Raw genomic sequence first — 24,940 nt, forward strand, 5'->3', positions numbered from 1 at the left:
ATTCACATGGTGCCTGACACCTATTTTGTTTCGACACTAATTAATATTATTTGAATGATAATAGTGAAAACAGTCGAACGATTTTTTTTGCTAGTTCACTAATTTGACAAACTTCTGTGTCTATTAATTTTATAATTATCTGAACAATGAAAGAATAGGGAGTGTGATTTATGGAAAAGACAAATGCTAGTTTCATAGAACCGGTCAGTGAAGTTAATCTTCAGCCATCCAAATGGGCTTTGCAGAGTGGATTGAAAAAAATTCAACTAATGCTGGAGTCCTTTTTCATAAAAAAAGGGTTCTTACTATTATTGGTTGGTTTTTTGCTTGGACGGGCCTTGATTTTGGCGAAGCTGACCCCTTTTTGCCTTCCCTTTTTTGCTTCTGTTTATTTAATTAAGCGAGATCGGGCACCGCTTGCCTTGATCGGACTGGTTATCGGGGCAGTGACCATTTCCTTATCAAATGCTGCCAGTACCTTTATCATTACCCTTTGCTTTATCGTTGTTTTTCGTATTAGCAAGAAATGGCTAAGAAATGAGTTGAAGGCAGCGCCGTTTTTTGTCGCCATTGTGCTTGGACTGGGGAAACTAGCTGAGGCATTTATCCTTTCAACACAATTGACACTATATGATTTCATGATGGTAGGGGTACAAACAAGTCTAGCTTTTATATTGACGCTTATCTTTTTACAAAGTATTCCCTTGTTAACCTTTAACAAACGGAGACAATTATTAAAGACGGAAGAAATCGTCTGTTTAATTATCATGCTTGCTTCCATCATGACAGGGACGATCGGCTGGAAGGTATATGATTTATCAGTGGAACATATCTTGTCGAGATACTTAGTGTTAGTGTTTTCATTTATTGCTGGGGCAACTGTCGGCTCTACTGTTGGGGTGGTTACGGGGTTGATTTTCAGCCTTGCGAGTGTTTCAAGTTTTTATCATATGAGTCTACTAGCTTTTTCAGGTGTTCTGGGCGGCCTCATGAAGGAAGGGAAGAAAATAGGTGTTTCGATTGGTTTATTTATTGCCACGCTCCTCATTGGCATGTATGGAGAAGGTGGGGATGGTTCGATTCTGATGACCGTTTTGGAAACCTCGGCAGCTGTTTTCTTATTCCTGCTGACACCTCAAGTATTAACCTCAAGATTAGCGAAGTATATCCCTGGTACGCCGGAATACACAGCTGAACAGCAAAAATATATGCGGAAGATGCGCGACGTCACCGCGCAGCGAGTGTCACAATTCTCGAATGTCTTCCATGCCTTGTCCAAAAGCTTTTCACAGATGGAGGTTCAACCGCGGGAAGATGAAAATGAGCGGGAAATGGATTACTTTATGAGTAACGTGACTGAAAAGACCTGCCAAACCTGCTTTAAGAAAGATCAATGTTGGGCAAGTAATTTTAATACAACCTATGCTTATATGGAAGAGATTATTCATGAAATGGATCAAAACGGTGGGAATATTTCTTCTAAACTAGCAAGGGATTGGGAAAGAATTTGTACACGTTCCAAAAAAGTCTATGAATCAATTGGCCAGGAATTAACCTTTTTCCAAGCCAACCAAAAGCTGAAGAGACAGGTTCAAGAGAGTCGTAAGTTGGTTGCTGATCAATTGTTAGGTGTATCAGAGGTAATGGAGAATTTCGCAAAGGAGATTCAACGGGAAAGGGAAAATCACCACAAACAGGAAGAGCAAATTATGGAGGCGATGCAATCGTTCGGTATTCACATTGAGCAGGTGGAAATTTATAGCCTTGAACAAGGAAATGTCGATATTGAAATGTCCTTGCCATTTTGCAATGGCCATGGTGAATGTGAAAAATTAATTGCCCCGATGTTATCAGATATTCTTGGTGAGACGATCGTTGTAAAACTGGAAGAATGTGCAACCGTTCCGACTGACTTTTGTCATGTGACATTCAGGTCGTCAAAGGCGTATACGGTGGAAACAGGTGTAGCTCATGCAGCAAAGGATGGCGGACTTGTTTCAGGCGATAGCTATTCGACGATTGAACTAGGATTTGGTAAGTATGCGATTGCCATCAGCGATGGGATGGGAAATGGAGAAAGAGCACATTACGAAAGTAAAGAAACCTTGCTTCTTTTACAAAAAATCCTGCAATCGGGCATTGAGGAAAAGGTGGCGATAAAATCAGTTAATTCCATCCTTTCACTTCGGACAACGGATGAAATTTTTTCTACGTTAGACTTAGCCATGATTGACCTGCAAAATGCATCAGCGAAGTTCCTTAAGATTGGATCCACACCTAGTTTTATAAAGAGAGGAAATAAGATTATTAAAATCCAAGCCAGCAATTTGCCAATTGGAATGATTCAGGAATTTGAAGTGGACGTGGTAAGTGAGCAATTGAAGGCCGGAGATTTACTCATCATGATGAGTGATGGGGTATTTGAAGGACCCTTGCATGTAGAGAACTATGATTTATGGATGAAACGGAAACTACAAGGATTAGAGACAAACGACCCACAAGAAGTAGCTGATTTAATCCTAGAGGAAGTGATACGCTCGCGCTCTGAGATTATCCATGATGATATGACAGTAACGGTTGCAAAAATAAACCATAATACACCAAAATGGGCGTCCATTCCTGTTCAAAAATTAAAGCGCCAAGCATGAACAAGTTATTTTATGCAGCTTCTATGTTAAATATGTATAAATCACCTTCTTCCCGTCGAAAATGGTACCAATACATGTAGTGAAGGGAGAAGGTTATGTATACAGGGAAAATTCGCCAAATTTTACTTATTACCGATGGATGTTCCAATCAAGGAGACGATCCAATTGCCATGGCTGCACTCGCTAGAGAACAGGGAATCACTGTTAATGTTATTGGAGTGATGGAGCAGGATACCATTGATGAAAAAGGGATGACCGAAATTGAAGGGATTGCCATGTCAGGCGGAGGAGTCAGTCAGATTGTCTATGCCCAGCAATTATCGCAGACCGTACAAATGGTTACCCGCAAAGCCATGAATCAGACGATTCAAGGAGTGGTAAACAGAGAATTGCAGCAAATTTTGGGACGGTCACAAACGATGGAAGATCTCCCGCCTGAAAAACGAGGCGAAGTTATGGAGGTTGTGGATGAATTAGGAGAAACTGTCGAATTAGAAGTGTTGATTCTTGTCGATACAAGTGCCAGTATGAAACACAAACTGCCGACAGTAAAAGAAGCACTCCTAGACCTCTCTCTAAGCTTGAATGCCCGTACAGGTGATAATCAATTTTCAGTTTATGTATTTCCCGGGAAAAAGAAAGATGTCGAAATGCTGCTGGATTGGACACCGAAGCTGCAAACATTGACAAGTGTATTTTCCCAATTGTCTACGGGAGGAATAACCCCGACAGGACCAGCGCTACGGACAGCGCTATCCTCGTTTGATCAAAAACAATCCTTAAGGAGCCTTCTTTCACGTGATGATGAATCATACTTTGAAGAGTCAATGTAAGGTAAGCCCAGGAACGGTTATTTCAGGGAAATGGCATTTGAACAAGTACACGATTATAAGGGAACTTGGATTTGGAGCAAACGGGGTGGTCTATCTTGCCAAACATAATAACACTCAAGTAGCGCTGAAAATGAGTGATAATGGGATGTCGATTACTTCAGAAGTAAATGTATTAAAATCCTTAGCAAAGGTCCAGGGAACCCCAACCCTTGGGCCTTCTTTGCTTGATGTTGATGATTGGCAAAGTAATCAAGGACGGGTTTCATTTTATGTCATGGAATACATCGACGGCCCAGACTTCTTATCCTTTTTACAACAAAAGGGAAAGTCGTGGACGAGTGTGTTATTTTTGCAGCTGTTAAATGATTTAGACAAGCTACATGAAAATGGCTGGGTATTTGGCGATCTTAAGCCAGAAAATTTAATTGTCACAGGACCACCTCCCAAAATAAGGTGTATTGATGTGGGCGGTACGACCATACAGGGGAGAGCCATTAAGGAGTTTACTGAGTTTTATGATCGCGGCTATTGGGGGCTGGGTTCAAGGAAGGCCGAACCTTCGTATGACTTGTTTGCAGTGGCCATGATTATGATTAACACAGCCTATCCCAAACGATTAACGAAAACAACAGGGGGGATTGTGCAGTTAAAGGAAGCGATACGTCAGAAGACAGAGTTAATAGCTTGGGAAAAAGTCATTTTAAAAGCACTTCAAGGCCAATATAGTAGCGCGAAGCAAATGAGAGCAGACCTATTAGATCTGATGATTGATAAAAAAAATCCCGATCCAGTTCCCAAAAAGACAGGCGGGACGAGCAAATTAGCATCAAAACAACAACCACAGCCGGGTTCGATGGGAAGTAAATCGATGACTAGGCAGCACTACCGCAAAAAAAAGAAAAAAAGCAGTTGGATGGAATTCTGGTTAATTGCCATTGTGTTAGGCCTTTTATATGCATGGTATACATTTAATAAATTACTATAAATGTTTGAAACTTATTATGGATTCATTCGTATAACATTTAATACATGAAAATTTCCATAAATGAATAGGAAATATTTCTAGGCTATTTGTAATATCAATGCTTTGATACTTTATTCTTAAAAGTGGTAGACTAAGGTTATTCTTACTATTTAAAGTTCTAAACATTGTTTTAAGGAAGAGTGCAATATTATGTTGGAAACAAAGGTCAAGACCTTTCTTCATCACCAGGCATTTAGTTTAACATCAAAAAAAATTGTCATTGGTGTTTCAGGAGGTCCGGATTCGTTAGCGCTGCTGCACTATTTGCTTTCGGAAAAGGAGAAGCAAAATATGCTCCTTGTTGTTGCCCATGTAGACCATATGTTTCGTGGTCAAGAGTCCTATGAGGATGCGATTTTTGTTCAAAAATTTTGTGAACAAAATAGCCTGCCTTTTGAAATGACTCGGGTCAATGTTCCGAAAATCATCGAATTAACGGGTAAAAGTTCGCAAATTGCGGCACGCGATGCGAGATATGAGTTTTTTTTAGAAATTATGGAAAAGTATCAGTATCCATTTTTAGCGCTGGCACATCACGGCGATGATCAAATGGAAACAATGTTAATGAGAGTAACAAGGGGCAGTACGGGGCTTGCTCGTGCAGGCATTCCATTTATCCGCCCATTTTACAGCGGCACCATTTTTCGTCCGTTCTTAGGGTTGGAAAGAGCTGACATAGAGGATTACTGTCAAAGGCATCATCTTAGCCCAAGAATAGATCCAAGTAATGAAAAAGGAATTTATAGCAGAAATCGGTTTCGTAAAGAAGTGATTCCCTTTTTAAAAAAGGAAAACCCGCATGTCCATGAACATTTTCAACGGTTTAGTGAAGAATTAACCACCGATGAAATCTTCCTTCAGGAATTAACTGTTCAACAAATGAATACAGTAATGACAAAAAAGGAAGAGTGCAAAATTACCATTGACATTCGCCGGTTTCGTGAAGTGCCTTTACCTTTACAAAGGAGAGGGATTCAACTAATATTAAACTATCTTTACAAAGAAAAACCAACATCTTTATCCGCTGTACATATCGATCAAGTATTTTTGTTAATTCAGCATCCTCTGCCATCAGGTAAGCTTGATTTTCCTAATGGTTTAAAAGTTATCCGTTCCTATTACTCCCTTACATTCCAATTTCAATCGAATGAGGTACCATCATATCATTTTGAATTGAGAGAACCGGGTGTGATTAACTTGCCGAATGGCGGGGAAATTAATTGCAGATATGTAACGGAGAAAATTCTGGATGCAGATGTAAACACGGCTTTGTTTAGTGTCGGCACGATAAAATGGCCAGTTATTATTCGTTCTAGAAAAATTGGCGATCGAATGACGATCAAGGGATTGAATGGTTCTAAAAAATTAAAGTCCATATTTATTGATCAAAAAGTACCAATGCAGGAACGAAATATGTGGCCAGTATTAACTGACAAAGAAGGTAATATTATTTGGCTGCCAGGTTTAAAAAAGTCTTCATTTGATGGTATAGATTGCAAAGCTAAACAATATATACTATTCACATATCAAAAGTAGGGATCTTCTAGGAGGCACATTTAGATGAAACAGGACATTGAAAAAGTATTAGTATCAGAGGAAGAGATTCAAGATAAAATCAGGAATCTAGCTGCACAATTAACGGAAGAGTACCATGATAAATTCCCGCTTGCTATTGGGGTGTTAAAAGGTGCGATGCCGTTTATGGGTGATTTATTAAAACGGATGGATTGCTATCTAGAAATGGATTTTATGGATGTATCGAGCTACGGAACCGGACTTGTTTCTTCAGGTGAAGTGAAAATTATTAAGGATTTAGATACATCTGTAGAAGGAAGAGACATCCTTATTATCGAAGATATTATCGATAGCGGTTTAACGCTTAGCTATTTGGTTGATTTGTTTAAATATCGGAAAGCAAAATCCATTAAGATTGTCACACTGCTTGATAAACCAACAGGCAGAAAAAGCGCAATTCAAGCGGATTATGTAGGTTTTATAGTGCCAGATGAATTTGTTGTCGGTTATGGCTTGGATTATATAGAAAAATATCGAAACCTTCCATACATTGGCGTATTAAAACCTGAAGTATACACAAATGATCTCTAAGCATCCTTACCGTTAACTTGGAGGTAGTAAGCCCTATCAAAGTGTAATTTCTTGAATTTGTAAGATTTTCTATGATACCATTTACTATAGTTTGTCTATCGCGGGAGGAGGTAAGAGATGAATCGGATTTTCCGTAATACCATCTTTTATTTATTGATATTTTTAGTCATTATTGGTGTGGTAAGTTTCTTTAATGGAAGTAACGAGTCGACAAATCATATTTCATATGATAAGTTTGTTGCCCAACTAGAAAGCGGCGATGTAAAATCGTTCTCAATGCAGCCTGAACGCGGAGTTTATGAAGTCCGTGGTGAGTTAGATTCGAAGAAAAAATTCATAACGTATGTACCAAACAGTGAAGAAATAATTAACAAAATTAATAAAGCTGATTCAAAAGTGGAAGTAATGCCTGCGAAGGAAACAAGCGGATGGGTGACTTTCTTTACATCAATTATTCCGTTTGTGATTATTTTTATTTTATTCTTCTTCTTATTAAACCAAGCTCAAGGCGGCGGCAGCCGTGTTATGAACTTTGGTAAATCCAAAGCGAAGCTTTATAACGATGATAAGAAAAAAGTGCGTTTTAGAGATGTAGCTGGTGCTGATGAAGAAAAGGCAGAATTGGTGGAAGTGGTTGAATTTTTAAAGGATCCACGAAAATTTGCTGAATTAGGAGCCCGCATTCCAAAAGGGGTTCTCCTTGTCGGACCTCCAGGTACTGGTAAAACATTGCTTGCTCGTGCTACTGCGGGTGAAGCAGGCGTACCGTTCTTCTCGATTAGTGGTTCTGATTTCGTTGAAATGTTTGTCGGGGTCGGGGCTTCCCGTGTCCGTGATTTATTCGAAAATGCAAAGAAAAATGCACCATGTATTATCTTTATTGATGAAATTGATGCCGTTGGACGTCAGCGTGGCGCAGGCCTAGGCGGCGGACATGATGAACGTGAACAAACTTTGAACCAATTGCTTGTTGAAATGGACGGATTTGGGGCAAATGAAGGAATTATCATTATTGCTGCTACCAACCGTGCTGATATTCTAGATCCTGCGTTATTACGTCCAGGTCGTTTTGACCGGCAAATTACTGTTGACCGTCCGGATGTTGTTGGTCGTGAAGCAGTCCTTAAAGTCCACGCACGTAATAAGCCATTAGATGACTCTGTTAACTTGAAAAATATTGCGATGCGTACACCAGGATTCTCTGGTGCAGATTTAGAAAACTTATTGAATGAGGCAGCATTAGTTGCAGCCCGAAGCAGTAAGAAGAAAATCGATATGGAAGATATTGATGAAGCAACAGACCGTGTTATTGCTGGACCAGCTAAAAAGAGCAGAGTGATCTCTGAAAAAGAACGTAATATTGTTGCCTTCCATGAGGGCGGCCATACAGTGATTGGTTTAGTGCTCGATGAGGCTGACATGGTCCACAAGGTTACAATTGTACCTCGTGGTCAAGCAGGCGGATATGCTGTCATGCTTCCTAGAGAAGACCGTTACTTTATGACGAAGCCGGAATTACTCGATAAAATTGTTGGTTTATTAGGCGGCCGTGTCGCTGAAGAGATTGTCTTTGGTGAAGTAAGTACAGGGGCGCATAATGACTTCCAACGTGCAACTAGTATCGCTCGTAAGATGGTAACCGAATATGGTATGAGTGATAAACTTGGACCACTTCAGTTTGGTCAAGGTTCAGGTGGTCAAGTATTCTTAGGCCGTGACATTCATAATGAGCAAAATTATTCAGATGCGATTGCGTACGAAATCGACTTGGAAGTTCAACGCATTATTAAAGAATGTTATGAAAGAGCCAGAGTCATTCTTACTGAAAATCGTGATAAACTTGACCTCATTGCGAAAACATTGCTTGAAGTGGAAACACTTGTGGCTGAACAGATTAAATACTTGGTTGACCATGGCCATATGCCAGAGCCTAATCAAGCATTAGAAGCTGTGAAAATTGGCCCGAAAAAAACAGATGATGTGAAGGTTAATATTAATAAGAAAAAGGATGAACTCGAGCCAGAGAATCCTTCTGATGAATTAGATAAACAATAATGAGTGCTTCGTGAGAAGCATAGAGGCTGTCGAAAAAATTCGATAGCCTCTTTTTTTACTATCCACTATATTAATTCACCGTGTTAATTCCTTGTAATATTATTAATATTAGTGCTTTGCTATAAGTCTGTTGATTTGCGCTCCAGGTGCGTGCGGTTCGCGGGCGTGCCGGGGAGCCTCCCCGCGGAAAGCGAGTGCCCGGAGCGGAAATCAACAGGCCGATTAGCAGTGACAATTACTAAATAAAATTGCTTTCTTCAACAACTGAGAGCTTCGCTGAAGCACTCTTTTTTTTCATGATTAATCAAATCTATGGTATTATGTTTTCAGTAAAGAAGAGAATAATCTGAAAAGTGAGTGATAGATTTGATTTTCGTATTTGATGTAGGGAATACTAACATTGTTTTAGGAGTTTACGATGGTGAGGAGCTTAGATATCATTGGCGTGTTGAAACCAATCGAAACCGCACAGAAGATGAGTTTGGAATGAACATTAAAGCTTTGTTCGATCATGCAGGACTCTCTTTTTCAGATATTGACGGCATCATTATTTCTTCAGTCGTTCCACCAATCATGTTTGCGCTCGAAAGAATGTGCCAAAAGTATTTTCACATTAAGCCGTTTGTTGTGGGACCTGGAATCAAAACGGGTCTGAATATTAAATATGATAACCCAAGGGAAGTCGGAGCTGACCGAATCGTCAATGCTGTAGCTGCCATTCATGAGTATGGCAGTCCGCTGATTATCGTCGACTTTGGAACAGCGACGACCTATTGTTATGTGAATGAGGAACGTCAATATATGGGTGGTGCAATAGCTCCAGGAGTGGGTATTTCAACTGAGGCGTTGTATTCACGTGCGTCAAAACTGCCTAGGATAGAGATTGCCAGACCTGAAGGGGTAATCGGTAAGAATACAGTAGCGGCAATGCAAGCAGGAATTGTCTATGGGTATGTGGGTCAAGTAGAGGGGATTGTCAAGCGGATGATGGAACAAGGTGAGAAAAAGCCTACCGTTATTGCAACAGGCGGTTTAGCGAATTTAATTGCTCAAGAGTCCACCATTATTGATATTGTTGATCCATTTTTAACTTTAAAAGGTTTACAGCTTATCTATAAAAGAAACATAGGACAACCTAAGGAATAACAGCTAGAAAGGGGTTTATCAATGAAGGATTATCTTGTTAAAGCACTTGCGTATGATGGTAATATTCGCGCTTTTGCCGTTCGGACGACAGAAACTGTGACCGAGGCACAAAGACGCCATCAGACATGGCGGACAGCTTCTGCTGCATTGGGCAGGACGTTGACTGCAGGAGTCATGATGGGGGCTATGCTCAAGGGTGAGGATAAATTAACGATAAAAATTAATGGGGGCGGCCCGCTAGGACCGATTGTTGTTGATAGTAATGCCAAAGGGGAAGTTCGAGGATATGTAACAAACCCAGAGGTGGATTTTGAATCGAATGAACATGGGAAGCTTGATGTTCGTCGTGCGGTCGGGACAGATGGGATGTTAGCAGTTGTAAAAGATATCGGGCTGCGTGACTTTTTTTCTGGACAAGTTCCGCTTGTATCCGGTGAATTAGGCGAGGATTTTACTTATTATTTTGCTACTTCTGAGCAGGTTCCGTCTTCCGTTGGTGTTGGTGTTTTAGTGAATCCAGATGATACGATTCTTGCAGCAGGCGGATTTATTTTTCAATTAATGCCTGGCACACCGGAGCCGATTATTTCAAAAATGGAGGAACGGTTAAAAACAATTGAGCCGATTTCTAAATTAATTGAACGTGGACTAACACCAGAGCAAATTCTCGAAGAGCTTTTTGGAAAAGATCAGGTAAAGGTGTTAGAAACGATGCCGGTAGGGTTTGTTTGTAATTGCTCTAAGGAACGATTTGCGAATGCTATTGTCGGCTTAGGAGCAGCAGAGATTACGGCGATGATTGAAGAAGATGGTCAGGCTGAGGCACATTGTCATTTTTGCAATGAAAAATACCTTTTTACAAGTGAAGAATTAGAAGAGCTTAAAAAAGAAGCAAAATAACAGATCTTTGCTCTTTTCTGATTGGGGGAGAGAGGTTGGGAAAGAAGCAGCTTTGGATGGTGATTGGGGTCCTAATATTGGTGAATTGCCTAACGATCGCTTTTTCTCTTTCAAAGGCAAATACGGCTGGTGGGACCCTAGGAAATGACGAGACAGTAGCTACAATTGGGAAAAAGTCGATTCTGCGGCAAGATTGGCTTCATGAGCTTGAATCTAGATATGGAAAAGATGTATTAAAGGAAATGGTCGATCAAAAGGTCATTGAGGAAATGGCTGCGAAATACCATATCAACGTATCTAACCAGGATGTCGACCGCGAATTTAGAATGCTGCAATCCACTACGAATTCATTTACTCAGCAGAATAGTAAGGATGAAAAAGGCTGGAAGGAACAAATTCGCAGCAATCTACTATTAGAAGAATTATTAACAAAAGATGTTAAAGTTTCAAGCAGCGAACTAGAAAGATATTATCAAGAAAATAAAGAGCTATTTGATGTACCGCCTGCATTCCATTTATCACATATTGTTCTCCCTACACAGGAAGAGGCAGATAAAGCGGTGCAAGAGTTGAATCAAGGATCTGATTTTTCAACCTTAGCCATGGAACGTTCCATTGAAGAGTTTTCTGCAAATAATGGCGGCGATATTGGGTATATTAGTAAAGGGGATGAGCGTTATCCCGGGCAATATATTGAAGTAGCTAAGGAACTGAAGACAGGTTCCTATAGTATGCCTGTTAAGGTGGAAGAAGGCTATGCGATCCTTAAGCTAAACGGAGAGATCAGTGGGAAGAAATATTCATTTGCAGATGTAAGAGAACAAATCCGCAGGCAAATTGCTCTGGAACAAATGAAATCGCCCGCATCTGCTTCAACTTTTTGGGATGATGCAAAGGTCGAATGGTTCTATGGTCATAAAGAGAACTAAAGCACAGGGTATTAATCTGTGCTTTTTCTTATATATCAAGAGTATAAATGTTTAAATATTGTAAAAATACGCAAACAAAACGATTGACAAACTCGGTATAGAACTGGTAAATTTAATAATATAAATCCAATCAATTTACTCGGAATAGGGGTGCTCTTAATGGTTCGTGTTGCAAATTCAGTTGCCGAATTAGTCGGCCAAACGCCAATTGTTAAATTAAACAGATTAGTAGATGAAAATAGTGCTGAGGTTTATTTAAAACTAGAATATTTTAACCCAGGCAGCAGTGTAAAAGATCGTATCGCTTTATCTATGATTGAAGCGGCAGAAGAGCAAGGGTTAATCAAACCAGGTATAGATACCATTATTGAGCCTACAAGTGGAAATACTGGTATTGGACTTGCAATGATTGCTGCAGCAAAAGGTTACAAAGCCGTGTTTGTTATGCCTGAAACGATGAGTTTGGAAAGACGGAACCTCCTTCGTGCATATGGAGCAGAACTTGTATTAACACCTGGTCCAGCTGGTATGAAGGGTGCAATTGCTAAGGCAGAGGAGCTTGTTAAGGAACATGGTTATTTCTTGCCGCAGCAATTTAAAAACCAAGCAAATCCTGAAGTTCATAAAAGAACAACAGGTAAAGAAATTGTTGAACAAATGGATCAATTAGATGCATTTGTTTCTGGAATCGGTACAGGAGGAACCATTTCAGGTGCAGGAAGTGTTCTGCGCGAAAACTTCCCTGAAATTAAAATTTATGCGATAGAACCAACAGATTCACCAGTTCTTTCAGGTGGAGCTCCAGGTCCACATAAACTTCAAGGTCTTGGTGCAGGATTTGTTCCTGAAACTTTAAATACTGACATTTATGATGAAGTAATCCAAGTTGGTACGGAGGAAGCATTTGCAGCGTCAAGACGTGCAGCCAGAGAAGAGGGGATTCTTGGCGGGATTTCTTCAGGCGCAGCGATTTACGCAGCCTTAGAAGTTGCTAAGAAATTAGGTAAAGGTAAAAAGGTATTAGCAATTATTCCTGATAATGGCGAGCGTTATTTAAGTACCGTACTTTACCAATACGATGCTGAATAAAAATAGCTAAGAGGCGTCGGCTTTGCCGATGCTTCTTTTTTTGTATTCTAATAAAGATTTCATGTATGATAATAGAAGTATAAAAAGGCTGGATAAGGAGGAAAGGTATGAAAACATCTCATGAACTAATCCAATGTGGACCCTATACCTTGGATAGTAGTAGAAAGACCATTATTATGGGCATTTTAAATGCTACTCCAGATTCCTTTTCGGATGGAGGTAAATTCAACCAGGTTGAAATGGCTGTTAATCGGGCAAAAGAAATGGTAGCAAATGGTGCGGATATTATTGATATCGGCGGCGAATCAACACGGCCAGGCTTTGCAGCTGTTCCTGCAGAGGAGGAACTCAAGCGGGTGATCCCGATTATTCAGGCAATCTCTGAACAAATTCAAGTGCCGATTTCGATTGATACCTATAAAGCAGAAGTGGCCAAACAAGCAATAGAAGCTGGTGCTCAAATCATCAATGATGTATGGGGGGCAAAAGCGGATGAAAAGATGGGACAAGTGGCGGCAGACTACGGTGTTCCGATTGTGCTCATGCATAATCGTAAAGAACGAAATTACAAGGTATTTATGAGAGATGTCATCAATGATCTTTATGAAAGTATAGCCATTGTAAAAAAGGCAGGGGTGAAGGATGAACAGATTATCCTTGACCCGGGTATTGGCTTTGCGAGGAATTATCAAGAAAATCTGCTAACCATGCAGAATTTAGATACGATTGTTAATTTAGGTTATCCAGTATTATTAGGGACTTCTAGAAAGTCGATGATTGGACAAGCATTAGATCTCCCTGTCCATGAAAGAATGGAAGGTACAGGAGCAACCGTTTGTTTCGGAATTCAAAAAGGCTGCCATATAGTCCGTGTTCACGATGTGAAAGAAATGAGCAGAATGGCTAAAATGATGGATGCCCTAATGGGGAAGGGTGAAACCATTGGATAAAATTTATGTCAATAGAATGGAGTTTTACGGCTACCATGGTGTGTTTTCAGAAGAGACTCAGTTAGGGCAGCGTTTTGCAGTGGATTTATCCGTTTCTATTGACTTAAAAAAAGCGGGAGAAACCGATGAACTGGAATACTCAGTGAATTATGCAGAACTCTACCAAGTTTGCAAGACAATCGTGGAGGGTCCTCCTTTTAAATTAGTCGAGGCGGTGGCAGAGCGAATTGCAGCAGGCGTACTGACAGGCTTTCCGCTTATATCAGAAGTAACTGTTACGGTGATTAAACCAGACCCACCGATTCCGGGTCACTACCGGTCTGTTGCAGTAGAAATTACAAGGAGAAGATAAAAGTGGAAAACACAGCATTTATTGCCCTTGGCTCGAATATAGGAAACCGTTATGATAATATAACGAGTGCCATTAAAAGATTAACCAGTAATTCTGGAATTCATTTGGTAAATTACTCCTCTATTTATGAGACAGATCCCATTGGCTATGAGGAACAAGATTTATTTTTGAATATGGTAATTGAGATTCAGACCGCTTTTTCCTCCATGGATCTATTAGATTTATGTTTAGAAATCGAACTAGAACTTGGTAGAAAAAGGGAAATAAGGTGGGGTCCGCGAACAATAGACCTTGACATTCTTACCTATAACCAAGAAAATATTCAAAGCGAGAAGCTCATCCTTCCACATCCCAGGATGTTAGAACGAGCGTTTGTAATTATTCCACTTTTAGAAATCTATCAGGACAAGAAATGGTCGGAGATAAATCAGTTACTTGAATCATCATTAGAAGAATTACCAAATAAAGAAGGAGTCCGAATATGGAAGCGGAAAAATGGGGAAGACGTATTCGAGCCTATCGGAAGTTAAAGGGCTTTACACAAGAGGGTTTTTCGAAGGAACTAGGTGTATCTGTATCAATCCTAGGCGAAATTGAAAGAGGGAATCGACTTCCTGCCAGTGATTTACTGGAAAGGATTGCGGATTCTTTAAAAATCACCATAGATGACTTAACGCCAAAAGATTAATAAACAGGCGCTGCATAGATCGTATGATAAGTTCAATTCTAAGAATAATTGAAAGAAGGAGGGGAGGTAGTTTCATGTTGAAAATTGGCGATATAGAATTGAAGAATCCAGTTGTCCTTGCTCCGATGGCTGGGGTATGTAACTCGGCATTCCGTTTAACGGTAAAGGAGTTTGGCGCTGGATTAGTTTGCGCAGAGATGGTGAGTGATAAAGGCATCATTCATAAAAATGAAAAAACAATGAATATGCTTTATATCGATGAGCGTGAAAAGCCATTAAGCTTGCAAATCTTTGGCGGAGAGAAAAAAACGCTTGTCGAAGCAGCTAAATTCGTTGATCAGAATACTAATGCAGACATTATTGATATTAATATGGGTTGCCCTGTTCCTAAAATCACCAAATGTGATGCCGGGGCAAAGTGGCTGCTTGACCCTAATAAAATTTACGAGATGGTTTCAGCTGTGGTCGCAGAGGTTGAAAAACCTGTAACTGTAAAAATGAGGATGGGCTGGGATGATGAGCATATTTTTGCTGTGAAAAATGCCCAAGCTGTTGAACGTGCTGGAGGGAAGGCGGTATCCCTGCATGGACGAACACGTGTTCAGATGTATGAGGGCAGTGCTAACTGGGACATCATTCGTGAAGTTAAGCGAAACCTAAATATTCCGTTGATTGGTAATGGTGATGTTCATACACCGGAAGATGCCAAACGTATGCTTGAAGAAACTGGTGCAGACGGGGTAATGATCGGAAGAGCGGCTTTAGGTGATCCTTGGATGATCTACCGTACGGTTCAGTATTTAGAAACTGGTATCTTGATGCCTCAACCATCTGTTAGAGAAAAGATTGATGTATGCATCCTTCATCTAGACCGCTTAATCGCGCTTAAAAGTGAATATGTTGCTGTTCGTGAAATGCGTAAGCATGCTGCTTGGTATTTAAAAGGGGTGCCCGGTAACGCCACGGTTCGTAATGCGATCAATGAATGTGATACTAGGAATCAATTAGTAACACTACTAAACGAATTGGTCACAGAAGTCGAAGCAAAAGAACAAAGTCAGTTAATTGTAGGATAAACCTGTCACTTAAAGTGTCTTTCTATACTAAATTGGATGCTGCCAGTGAAAAAACTGGCAGTTTTTATTTTAATAACATCTTTTTTGATGTCTGAAAGTATAAGTTTGTGTAAAATAATAAAGTATGTAGAAAAATGGGATCGCCTTATTAATAGCATTTTACATAATAAAAGATTATTGGAGTTGATTTTATGAGTCAGGAAGATTTGAATGACCAATTAATGGTCAGACGTGAAAAAATGAATACCATGCGTGAAAATGGTCTTGATCCATTCGGGAAACGTTTTGACCGCTCACACAACACAAAGGAATTAGTTGAGCAATATGCAGAATTAGAAAAAGAAGAGATCGAAGCCAAAAATGTTTCCGTTTCTTTAGCAGGTCGGATTATGACGAAGCGTGGAAAAGGAAAAGCAGGCTTTGCGCACCTTCAAGATTTAACAGGTCAAATTCAAGTCTATGTTCGTCAAGATGCAGTCGGTGAGGAGAATTATAAACTATTCGATTCTTCAGACCTAGGAGACATAATTGGTGTATCCGGAACACTATTTAAAACAAAAGTAGGCGAATTATCAGTTAAAGTGGAAAACTTTGTGTTTTTAACAAAGGCGTTACGCCCGCTTCCTGATAAATTTCATGGACTTAAGGATGTTGAACAGCGCTACCGTCAACGGTATTTAGACTTAATTATGAGTCAAGAAAGTAAGGCTACATTTATTTCAAGAAGCCGTATTATTCAATCAATGCGTCGGTATTTAGATGACCACGGCTATTTAGAAGTTGAAACACCAATGATGCATTCCATTGCTGGCGGTGCATCTGCACGTCCATTCATAACACATCACAATGCTTTGGATATGCCATTATTTATGAGGATTGCGATTGAACTGCACTTAAAACGATTGATTGTGGGCGGTTTGGAAAAGGTATATGAAATTGGCCGTGTTTTCCGGAACGAAGGTGTCTCGACTCGTCACAATCCTGAATTTACAATGATTGAACTCTATGAGGCTTATGCGGATTACCGTGATATCATGAGTCTGACAGAGAATCTAATTGCTCATATTGCCCAAGAAGTAGTTGGCTCAACTACGGTTCAATATGGCGATTATGAGGTAGACCTTAAACCTGAGTGGAAAAGACTTCACATGGTAGATGCCATCAAAGAATACACTGGTGCAGACTTTTGGAAAGAGATGAGTGTAGAAGAAGCTCGTGACCTTGCGAAAGAACACGGGGTTGAAATTAATAACAACATGCTTTATGGCCATATTGTTAATGAATTCTTCGAACAAAAGGTAGAGGAGAAATTAATCCAGCCTACTTTTATTTACGGACATCCTGTCGAAATCTCACCACTTGCGAAGAAAAATGATGAGGACCCACGCTTCACAGACCGTTTTGAATTGTTCATTGTTGCTCGTGAACATGCGAATGCATTTACAGAGCTGAATGATCCGATTGATCAAAGAGAACGGTTTGAAGCGCAATTAAAAGAACGTGAACAAGGAAACGACGAAGCTCACATGATGGACGACGACTTCGTTGAAGCGTTAGAATATGGTATGCCGCCAACGGGAGGATTAGGAATTGGAATTGACCGTTTAGTTATGCTGCTTACTAATTCTCCATCCATCCGTGACGTACTATTATTCCCGCTTATGCGTCATAAATAATACGTAAAAAAGTGCCATGTTACTGGCACTTTTTTTATATTTATAACGAGGAAGAGTAAGAATATTATTACTTTGGATATTTTTAAGGGAAAATCGTAAAATACTATTGCACCTGTTCTCGAATGGTGGTATATTAATATCTGTTGCTGCGAGACAGACGCAGTGAGAAAAATAAATTAAAAAAGTTGTTGACTTTCAGTGAATAACTTGATAAGATTATAAAGTCGCCTTAAGGCGATTGGGTAATTGATCCTTGAAAACTAAACAAACAAAATCGTGCAAACAAACAATTTATTTTAGCTTCTTTTAAGAAGCTAAGCCAACGTAACAAATGAGCTAATCAACTTTCTTGGAGAGTTTGATCCTGGCTCAGGACGAACGCTGGCGGCGTGCCTAATACATGCAAGTCGAGCGAGACTCTTCGGAGTCTAGCGGCGGACGGGTGAGTAACACGTGGGCAACCTGCCTGTAAGACTGGGATAACACCGGGAAACCGGTGCTAATACCGGATAATCCTTTTCCTCTCATGAGGAAAAGCTGAAAGTCGGTTTCGGCTGACACTTACAGATGGGCCCGCGGCGCATTAGCTAGTTGGTGAGGTAACGGCTCACCAAGGCGACGATGCGTAGCCGACCTGAGAGGGTGATCGGCCACACTGGGACTGAGACACGGCCCAGACTCCTACGGGAGGCAGCAGTAGGGAATCTTCCACAATGGACGAAAGTCTGATGGAGCAACGCCGCGTGAGCGATGAAGGCCTTCGGGTCGTAAAGCTCTGTTGTTAGGGAAGAACAAGTACCGGAGTAACTGCCGGTACCTTGACGGTACCTAACCAGAAAGCCACGGCTAACTACGTGCCAGCAGCCGCGGTAATACGTAGGTGGCAAGCGTTGTCCGGAATTATTGGGCGTAAAGCGCGCGCAGGCGGTCCTTTAAGTCTGATGTGAAAGCCCACGGCTCAACCGTGGAGGGTCATTGGAAACTGGGGGACTTGAGTGCAGAAGAGGAAAGCGGAATTCCACGTGTAGCGGTGAAATGCGTAGAGATGTGGAGGAACACCAGTGGCGAAGGCGGCTTTCTGGTCTGTAACTGACGCTGAGGCGCGAAAGCGTGGGGAGCAAACAGGATTAGATACCCTGGTAGTCCACGCCGTAAACGATGAGTGCTAAGTGTTAGAGGGTTTCCGCCCTTTAGTGCTGCAGCTAACGCATTAAGCACTCCGCCTGGGGAGTACGGCCGCAAGGCTGAAACTCAAAGGAATTGACGGGGGCCCGCACAAGCGGTGGAGCATGTGGTTTAATTCGAAGCAACGCGAAGAACCTTACCAGGTCTTGACATCCTCTGACACTCCTAGAGATAGGATTTTCCCCTTCGGGGGACAGAGTGACAGGTGGTGCATGGTTGTCGTCAGCTCGTGTCGTGAGATGTTGGGTTAAGTCCCGCAACGAGCGCAACCCTTGATCTTAGTTGCCAGCATTCAGTTGGGCACTCTAAGGTGACTGCCGGTGACAAACCGGAGGAAGGTGGGGATGACGTCAAATCATCATGCCCCTTATGACCTGGGCTACACACGTGCTACAATGGATGGTACAAAGGGCTGCAAGACCGCGAGGTTTAGCCAATCCCATAAAACCATTCTCAGTTCGGATTGCAGGCTGCAACTCGCCTGCATGAAGCCGGAATCGCTAGTAATCGCGGATCAGCATGCCGCGGTGAATACGTTCCCGGGCCTTGTACACACCGCCCGTCACACCACGAGAGTTTGTAACACCCGAAGTCGGTGGGGTAACCGTAAGGAGCCAGCCGCCTAAGGTGGGACAGATGATTGGGGTGAAGTCGTAACAAGGTAGCCGTATCGGAAGGTGCGGCTGGATCACCTCCTTTCTAAGGATAAAGCTGGACTTGTGAGCCAGACAAAACAGTTTGTACACGATCTTTGTTTGTTTAGTTTTGAGGGAGCAATTCTCTCAAAGCTTTTTTTAATCGTTCTTTGAAAACTAGATAATCGTAATGAAGAAGCAAAGTAAACATCGAGTAATCGCCATTTTAGTTTTCTCTCTTATGAAGTTAAGAGAATAACCTTTTAGGTTAAGTTAGAAAGGGCGCACGGTGAATGCCTTGGCACTAGGAGCCGATGAAGGACGGGACTAACACCGATATGCTTCGGGGAGCTGTAAGTAAGCTTTGATCCGGAGATTTCCGAATGGGGGAACCCACTGTTCGTAATGGAACAGTATCTTTACCTGAATACATAGGGTATGGAAGGCATACCCGGGGAACTGAAACATCTAAGTACCCGGAGGAAGAGAAAGCAAACGCGATTCCCTGAGTAGCGGCGAGCGAAACGGGACATAGCCCAAACCAAGAGGCTTGCCTCTTGGGGTTGTAGGACACTCAACATGGAGTTACAAAGGAACGGGGTAGATGAAGCGACCTGGAAAGGTCCGTCAGAGAAGGTAAAAACCCTGTAGTCGAAACTTCGTTCCCTCCTGAGTGGATCCTGAGTACGGCCGGACACGTGAAATCCGGTCGGAAGCAGGGAGGACCATCTCCCAAGGCTAAATACTCCCTAGTGACCGATAGTGAACCAGTACCGTGAGGGAAAGGTGAAAAGCACCCCGGAAGGGGAGTGAAATAGTTCCTGAAACCGTGTGCCTACAAGTAGTCAGAGCCCGTTCATGGGTGATGGCGTGCCTTTTGTAGAATGAACCGGCGAGTTACGATCCCATGCAAGGTTAAGTTGAAGAGACGGAGCCGCAGCGAAAGCGAGTCTGAATAGGGCGTATGAGTATGTGGTCGTAGACCCGAAACCAGGTGATCTACCCATGTCCAGGGTGAAGTCCAGGTAACACTGGATGGAGGCCCGAACCCACGCACGTTGAAAAGTGCGGGGATGAGGTGTGGGTAGCGGAGAAATTCCAATCGAACTTGGAGATAGCTGGTTCTCTCCGAAATAGCTTTAGGGCTAGCCTCACGTAGTAAGAGTCTTGGAGGTAGAGCACTGTTTGGACTAGGGGCCCTCATCGGGTTACCGAATTCAGACAAACTCCGAATGCCAAAGACTTATCCGTGGGAGTCAGACTGCGAGTGATAAGATCCGTAGTCAAAAGGGAAACAGCCCAGACCACCAGCTAAGGTCCCAAAGTATACGTTAAGTGGAAAAGGATGTGGAGTTGCTTAGACAACCAGGATGTTGGCTTAGAAGCAGCCACCATTTAAAGAGTGCGTAATAGCTCACTGGTCGAGTGACTCTGCGCCGAAAATGTACCGGGGCTAAACGTATCACCGAAGCTGTGGATTGACATCTACGATGTCAGTGGTAGGAGAGCGTTCTAAGGGCGTTGAAGCTAGACCGTAAGGACTGGTGGAGCGCTTAGAAGTGAGAATGCCGGTATGAGTAGCGAAAGATGAGTGAGAATCTCATCCACCGAATGCCTAAGGTTTCCTGAGGAAGGCTCGTCCGCTCAGGGTTAGTCGGGACCTAAGCCGAGGCCGAAAGGCGTAGGCGATGGATAACAGGTTGATATTCCTGTACCACCTCTTTATCGTTTGAGCAATGGGGGGACGCAGGAGGATAGGGTAAGCGCGCTGTTGGATATGCGCGTCTAAGCAGTTAGGCTGAGAGGTAGGCAAATCCGCCTCTCACATAAGGCTGAGCTGTGATAGCGAGGGAAATTTAGTACCGAAGTTCCTGATTCCACACTGCCAAGAAAAGCCTCTAGCGAGATAAAAGGTGCCCGTACCGCAAACCGACACAGGTAGGCGAGGAGAGAATCCTAAGGTGAGCGAGAGAACTCTCGTTAAGGAACTCGGCAAAATGACCCCGTAACTTCGGGAGAAGGGGTGCTTTTTGAGGTGAATAGCCTCGAAGAGCCGCAGTGAATAGGCCCAGGCGACTGTTTAGCAAAAACACAGGTCTCTGCGAAGCCGCAAGGCGAAGTATAGGGGCTGACGCCTGCCCGGTGCTGGAAGGTTAAGAGGAGGGGTTAGCGCAAGCGAAGCTCTGAATCGAAGCCCCAGTAAACGGCGGCCGTAACTATAACGGTCCTAAGGTAGCGAAATTCCTTGTCGGGTAAGTTCCGACCCGCACGAAAGGCGTAACGATCTGGGCACTGTCTCAACGAGAGACTCGGTGAAATTATAGTACCTGTGAAGATGCAGGTTACCCGCGACAGGACGGAAAGACCCCGTGGAGCTTTACTGTAGCCTGATATTGAATTTTGGTACAGCTTGTACAGGATAGGTAGGAGCCTGAGAAGCCGGAGCGCTAGCTTCGGTGGAGGCGTCGGTGGGATACTACCCTGGCTGTATTGAAATTCTAACCCGCACCCCTGATCGGGGTGGGAGACAGTGTCAGGTGGGCAGTTTGACTGGGGCGGTCGCCTCCTAAAAAGTAACGGAGGCGCCCAAAGGTTCCCTCAGAATGGTTGGAAATCATTCGCAGAGTGTAAAGGCACAAGGGAGCTTGACTGCGAGACCTACAAGTCGAGCAGGGACGAAAGTCGGGCTTAGTGATCCGGTGGTTCCGCATGGAAGGGCCATCGCTCAACGGATAAAAGCTACCCCGGGGATAACAGGCTTATCTCCCCCAAGAGTCCACATCGACGGGGAGGTTTGGCACCTCGATGTCGGCTCATCGCATCCTGGGGCTGTAGTCGGTCCCAAGGGTTGGGCTGTTCGCCCATTAAAGCGGTACGCGAGCTGGGTTCAGAACGTCGTGAGACAGTTCGGTCCCTATCCGTCGTGGGCGCAGGAAATTTGAGAGGAGCTGTCCTTAGTACGAGAGGACCGGGATGGACGCACCGCTGGTGTACCAGTTGTTCTGCCAAGAGCATCGCTGGGTAGCTATGTGCGGACGGGATAAGTGCTGAAAGCATCTAAGCATGAAGCCCCCCTCAAGATGAGATTTCCCATAGCGCAAGCTAGTAAGAACCCTGAAAGATGATCAGGTTGATAGGTCAGAGGTGGAAGCGTGGTAACACGTGGAGCTGACTGATACTAATCGTTCGAGGACTTAACCATATTTTAAGGTGAACTCAAGTTTACAAACTTCTTCAGCATTATCTAGTTTTGAGGGAATGAAGCCTCAAACAAAATAGTCTGGCAGCAATGGCGAGAAGGTCACACCCGTTCCCATACCGAACACGGAAGTTAAGCTTCTCAGCGCCGATGGTAGTTGGGACACGCGTCCCTGTGAGAGTAGGACGTTGCCAGGCTGAATATATGGAGGATTAGCTCAGCTGGGAGAGCATCTGCCTTACAAGCAGAGGGTCGGCGGTTCGATCCCGTCATCCTCCACCATATTTATCTTTCAAACATTACGCCGGGGTAGCTCAATTGGTAGAGCAACTGACTTGTAATCAGTAGGTTGGGGGTTCAAGTCCTCTCGCCGGCACCTTTAGTACGAGCCATTAGCTCAGTTGGTAGAGCATCTGACTTTTAATCAGAGGGTCGAAGGTTCGAGTCCTTCATGGCTCACCAGAGTTTTTTGCGAAAAGCAAAATAACTTTCAATAATGCGGGTGTGGCGGAATTGGCAGACGCACCAGACTTAGGATCTGGCGCCGCAAGGCGTGGGGGTTCGACTCCCTTCACCCGCACCAAGTTTTTTTACGAAGTAAAATAAACAAAGTTGTTTGCAATAGCAAAATAACTTACCATGATATGCGGAAGTAGTTCAGTGGTAGAACACCACCTTGCCAAGGTGGGGGTCGCGGGTTCGAATCCCGTCTTCCGCTCTCTATTTTTGCCGGGGTGGCGGAACTGGCAGACGCACAGGACTTAAAATCCTGCGGTAGGTGACTACCGTACCGGTTCGATTCCGGTCCTCGGCACCACTTTAAGATTAATTAAATTCATATGCGCCCTTAGCTCAGCTGGATAGAGTGTTTGACTACGAATCAAAAGGTCGGGAGTTCGAATCTCTCAGGGCGCACTTAACGGGAAGTAGCTCAGCTTGGTAGAGCACTTGGTTTGGGACCAAGGGGTCGCAGGTTCGAATCCTGTCTTCCCGACCATTCCTAATATTATATGGGGTCTTAGCTCAGCTGGGAGAGCGCCTGCTTTGCACGCAGGAGGTCAGGGGTTCGATCCCCCTAGACTCCACCAAAAAATATTTAATTATGATATTGACACAGCATCAAAGCTCTGTTAATATAGAAAAGTCGCACAAGCGACAAAGACATTGTTCTTTGAAAACTAAACAAACAAGACGTGAAACAAACAATAAATTTTAGTTTCAGAAATGAAGCTAAGCCAACGTAACAAATGAGCTAATCAACTTTCTTGGAGAGTTTGATCCTGGCTCAGGACGAACGCTGGCGGCGTGCCTAATACATGCAAGTCGAGCGAGACTCTTCGGGGTCTAGCGGCGGACGGGTGAGTAACACGTGGGCAACCTGCCTGTAAGACTGGGATAACACCGGGAAACCGGTGCTAATACCGGATAATCCTTTTCCTCTCATGAGGAAAAGCTGAAAGTCGGTTTCGGCTGACACTTACAGATGGGCCCGCGGCGCATTAGCTAGTTGGTGAGGTAACGGCTCACCAAGGCGACGATGCGTAGCCGACCTGAGAGGGTGATCGGCCACACTGGGACTGAGACACGGCCCAGACTCCTACGGGAGGCAGCAGTAGGGAATCTTCCACAATGGACGAAAGTCTGATGGAGCAACGCCGCGTGAGCGATGAAGGCCTTCGGGTCGTAAAGCTCTGTTGTTAGGGAAGAACAAGTACCGGAGTAACTGCCGGTACCTTGACGGTACCTAACCAGAAAGCCACGGCTAACTACGTGCCAGCAGCCGCGGTAATACGTAGGTGGCAAGCGTTGTCCGGAATTATTGGGCGTAAAGCGCGCGCAGGCGGTCCTTTAAGTCTGATGTGAAAGCCCACGGCTCAACCGTGGAGGGTCATTGGAAACTGGGGGACTTGAGTGCAGAAGAGGAAAGCGGAATTCCACGTGTAGCGGTGAAATGCGTAGAGATGTGGAGGAACACCAGTGGCGAAGGCGGCTTTCTGGTCTGTAACTGACGCTGAGGCGCGAAAGCGTGGGGAGCAAACAGGATTAGATACCCTGGTAGTCCACGCCGTAAACGATGAGTGCTAAGTGTTAGAGGGTTTCCGCCCTTTAGTGCTGCAGCTAACGCATTAAGCACTCCGCCTGGGGAGTACGGCCGCAAGGCTGAAACTCAAAGGAATTGACGGGGGCCCGCACAAGCGGTGGAGCATGTGGTTTAATTCGAAGCAACGCGAAGAACCTTACCAGGTCTTGACATCCTCTGACACTCCTAGAGATAGGATTTTCCCCTTCGGGGGACAGAGTGACAGGTGGTGCATGGTTGTCGTCAGCTCGTGTCGTGAGATGTTGGGTTAAGTCCCGCAACGAGCGCAACCCTTGATCTTAGTTGCCAGCATTCAGTTGGGCACTCTAAGGTGACTGCCGGTGACAAACCGGAGGAAGGTGGGGATGA

16 protein-coding genes, 9 tRNA genes and 4 rRNA genes (1 of these 29 cut by a window edge) are annotated in these 24,940 nt (G+C 43.4%); all 29 read left to right on the forward strand.

The features are described from left to right. Positions 1 to 170 precede the first annotated feature (170 nt). The gene (spoIIE, locus tag AC4QJR_RS00350; RefSeq protein WP_496524962.1) at positions 171 to 2,648 is read left to right on the forward strand and encodes a stage II sporulation protein E; all 2,478 of its coding nucleotides are present in this window, start codon (positions 171 to 173) and stop codon (positions 2,646 to 2,648) included. Positions 2,649 to 2,743: 95 nt separating this feature from the next. Then, a complete protein-coding gene (locus tag AC4QJR_RS00355; protein WP_098576775.1) occupies positions 2,744 to 3,481 on the forward strand; it encodes a VWA domain-containing protein in 738 nt (245 codons plus the stop codon). Next, complete coding sequence (prkT, locus tag AC4QJR_RS00360; protein ID WP_496526587.1) at positions 3,450 to 4,466, forward strand: serine/threonine protein kinase PrkT; 1,017 nt, start codon at positions 3,450 to 3,452, stop codon at positions 4,464 to 4,466. Before AC4QJR_RS00355 ends, prkT begins: the two co-directional genes overlap by 32 nt. A 189-nt stretch (positions 4,467 to 4,655) precedes the next feature. After that, positions 4,656 to 6,041 carry a tRNA lysidine(34) synthetase TilS gene (tilS, locus tag AC4QJR_RS00365; protein WP_496524963.1) on the forward strand — a complete coding sequence of 462 codons (1,386 nt, stop codon included), beginning with the start codon at positions 4,656 to 4,658 and terminating at the stop codon, positions 6,039 to 6,041. Positions 6,042 to 6,065: 24 nt separating this feature from the next. Continuing rightward, positions 6,066 to 6,611, forward strand: a complete 546-nt coding sequence (hpt, locus tag AC4QJR_RS00370; protein WP_496524964.1) for a hypoxanthine phosphoribosyltransferase — start codon at positions 6,066 to 6,068, stop codon at positions 6,609 to 6,611. Positions 6,612 to 6,728: 117 nt separating this feature from the next. Then, entirely contained in the window at positions 6,729 to 8,666 is a 1,938-nt protein-coding gene (gene ftsH, locus AC4QJR_RS00375; RefSeq protein WP_496524965.1) for an ATP-dependent zinc metalloprotease FtsH, read from the forward strand. Between the two features lie 366 nt (positions 8,667 to 9,032). Continuing rightward, positions 9,033 to 9,812, forward strand: coding sequence for a type III pantothenate kinase (locus AC4QJR_RS00380; protein ID WP_098576780.1), 780 nt, complete (start codon positions 9,033 to 9,035; stop codon positions 9,810 to 9,812). A gap of 21 nt (positions 9,813 to 9,833) precedes the next feature. Further along, positions 9,834 to 10,712 carry an Hsp33 family molecular chaperone HslO gene (gene hslO / locus AC4QJR_RS00385; protein ID WP_098576781.1) on the forward strand — a complete coding sequence of 293 codons (879 nt, stop codon included), beginning with the start codon at positions 9,834 to 9,836 and terminating at the stop codon, positions 10,710 to 10,712. Between the two features lie 35 nt (positions 10,713 to 10,747). After that, entirely contained in the window at positions 10,748 to 11,641 is an 894-nt protein-coding gene (locus tag AC4QJR_RS00390) for a peptidyl-prolyl cis-trans isomerase (protein WP_251463061.1), read from the forward strand. A 159-nt stretch (positions 11,642 to 11,800) separates the two neighbouring features. Continuing rightward, the gene (gene cysK / locus AC4QJR_RS00395) at positions 11,801 to 12,730 is read left to right on the forward strand and encodes a cysteine synthase A (RefSeq protein WP_496524966.1); all 930 of its coding nucleotides are present in this window, start codon (positions 11,801 to 11,803) and stop codon (positions 12,728 to 12,730) included. A gap of 107 nt (positions 12,731 to 12,837) precedes the next feature. Then, positions 12,838 to 13,680: a dihydropteroate synthase gene (gene folP / locus AC4QJR_RS00400; protein ID WP_251463065.1), complete on the forward strand. Its 843-nt coding sequence runs from the start codon at positions 12,838 to 12,840 to the stop codon at positions 13,678 to 13,680. Further along, entirely contained in the window at positions 13,673 to 14,032 is a 360-nt protein-coding gene (folB, locus tag AC4QJR_RS00405) for a dihydroneopterin aldolase (RefSeq protein ID WP_496524967.1), read from the forward strand. The genes folP and folB overlap by 8 nt, the downstream gene beginning before the upstream one ends. Positions 14,033 to 14,034: 2 nt before the next feature. After that, positions 14,035 to 14,562, forward strand: a complete 528-nt coding sequence (folK, locus tag AC4QJR_RS00410) for a 2-amino-4-hydroxy-6-hydroxymethyldihydropteridine diphosphokinase (RefSeq protein WP_496524968.1) — start codon at positions 14,035 to 14,037, stop codon at positions 14,560 to 14,562. Beyond that, on the forward strand, positions 14,514 to 14,720 hold the full coding sequence (locus tag AC4QJR_RS00415) for a helix-turn-helix domain-containing protein (RefSeq protein ID WP_098576787.1): 207 nt from the start codon (positions 14,514 to 14,516) through the stop codon (positions 14,718 to 14,720). The genes folK and AC4QJR_RS00415 overlap by 49 nt, the downstream gene beginning before the upstream one ends. A 74-nt stretch (positions 14,721 to 14,794) precedes the next feature. Next, positions 14,795 to 15,796, forward strand: a complete 1,002-nt coding sequence (gene dusB, locus AC4QJR_RS00420) for a tRNA dihydrouridine synthase DusB (RefSeq protein WP_251463069.1) — start codon at positions 14,795 to 14,797, stop codon at positions 15,794 to 15,796. Positions 15,797 to 15,987: 191 nt separating this feature from the next. Further along, positions 15,988 to 17,472, forward strand: a complete 1,485-nt coding sequence (lysS, locus tag AC4QJR_RS00425; protein WP_098576789.1) for a lysine--tRNA ligase — start codon at positions 15,988 to 15,990, stop codon at positions 17,470 to 17,472. Between the two features lie 346 nt (positions 17,473 to 17,818). After that, positions 17,819 to 19,356: ribosomal RNA gene (locus AC4QJR_RS00430) — 16S ribosomal RNA — on the forward strand. A gap of 202 nt (positions 19,357 to 19,558) precedes the next feature. Next, positions 19,559 to 22,494: ribosomal RNA gene (locus tag AC4QJR_RS00435) — 23S ribosomal RNA — on the forward strand. A gap of 77 nt (positions 22,495 to 22,571) precedes the next feature. Then, a 5S ribosomal RNA gene (gene rrf, locus AC4QJR_RS00440) occupies positions 22,572 to 22,688 on the forward strand. Positions 22,689 to 22,697: 9 nt separating this feature from the next. After that, a tRNA-Val gene (locus tag AC4QJR_RS00445) sits at positions 22,698 to 22,773 on the forward strand. A 21-nt stretch (positions 22,774 to 22,794) separates the two neighbouring features. Next, a tRNA-Thr gene (locus AC4QJR_RS00450) sits at positions 22,795 to 22,867 on the forward strand. Positions 22,868 to 22,877: 10 nt separating this feature from the next. Beyond that, positions 22,878 to 22,953, forward strand: a tRNA-Lys gene (locus AC4QJR_RS00455). A gap of 36 nt (positions 22,954 to 22,989) precedes the next feature. Beyond that, a tRNA-Leu gene (locus AC4QJR_RS00460) sits at positions 22,990 to 23,074 on the forward strand. 63 nt (positions 23,075 to 23,137) lie between these two features. Further along, positions 23,138 to 23,209, forward strand: a tRNA-Gly gene (locus AC4QJR_RS00465). Between the two features lie 10 nt (positions 23,210 to 23,219). Then, a tRNA-Leu gene (locus tag AC4QJR_RS00470) sits at positions 23,220 to 23,308 on the forward strand. 24 nt (positions 23,309 to 23,332) lie between these two features. After that, positions 23,333 to 23,406, forward strand: a tRNA-Arg gene (locus tag AC4QJR_RS00475). A 5-nt stretch (positions 23,407 to 23,411) separates the two neighbouring features. Continuing rightward, a tRNA-Pro gene (locus tag AC4QJR_RS00480) sits at positions 23,412 to 23,488 on the forward strand. Between the two features lie 15 nt (positions 23,489 to 23,503). Next, a tRNA-Ala gene (locus AC4QJR_RS00485) sits at positions 23,504 to 23,579 on the forward strand. A gap of 174 nt (positions 23,580 to 23,753) precedes the next feature. Next, positions 23,754 to 24,940: ribosomal RNA gene (locus AC4QJR_RS00490) — 16S ribosomal RNA — on the forward strand; it runs 351 nt beyond the window's last position. The 16S, 23S and 5S rRNA genes sit together here with 9 tRNA genes alongside, the layout of an rRNA operon.

Source organism: Neobacillus sp. BP17 (assembly GCF_059579525.1).

Bases quoted from the DNA above. Each gene is read 5' to 3' on its own strand.
- spoIIE (WP_496524962.1), top strand. From the start codon at position 171: ATGGAAAAGACAAATGCTAGTTTCATAGAACCGGTCAGTGAAGTTAAT.
- AC4QJR_RS00355 (WP_098576775.1), top strand. From the start codon at position 2,744: ATGTATACAGGGAAAATTCGCCAAATTTTACTTATTACCGATGGATGT.
- prkT (WP_496526587.1), top strand. From the start codon at position 3,450: ATGATGAATCATACTTTGAAGAGTCAATGTAAGGTAAGCCCAGGAACG.
- tilS (WP_496524963.1), top strand. From the start codon at position 4,656: ATGTTGGAAACAAAGGTCAAGACCTTTCTTCATCACCAGGCATTTAGT.
- hpt (WP_496524964.1), top strand. From the start codon at position 6,066: ATGAAACAGGACATTGAAAAAGTATTAGTATCAGAGGAAGAGATTCAA.
- ftsH (WP_496524965.1), top strand. From the start codon at position 6,729: ATGAATCGGATTTTCCGTAATACCATCTTTTATTTATTGATATTTTTA.
- hslO (WP_098576781.1), top strand. From the start codon at position 9,834: ATGAAGGATTATCTTGTTAAAGCACTTGCGTATGATGGTAATATTCGC.
- cysK (WP_496524966.1), top strand. From the start codon at position 11,801: ATGGTTCGTGTTGCAAATTCAGTTGCCGAATTAGTCGGCCAAACGCCA.
- folP (WP_251463065.1), top strand. From the start codon at position 12,838: ATGAAAACATCTCATGAACTAATCCAATGTGGACCCTATACCTTGGAT.
- AC4QJR_RS00415 (WP_098576787.1), top strand. From the start codon at position 14,514: ATGGAAGCGGAAAAATGGGGAAGACGTATTCGAGCCTATCGGAAGTTA.
- dusB (WP_251463069.1), top strand. From the start codon at position 14,795: ATGTTGAAAATTGGCGATATAGAATTGAAGAATCCAGTTGTCCTTGCT.
- lysS (WP_098576789.1), top strand. From the start codon at position 15,988: ATGAGTCAGGAAGATTTGAATGACCAATTAATGGTCAGACGTGAAAAA.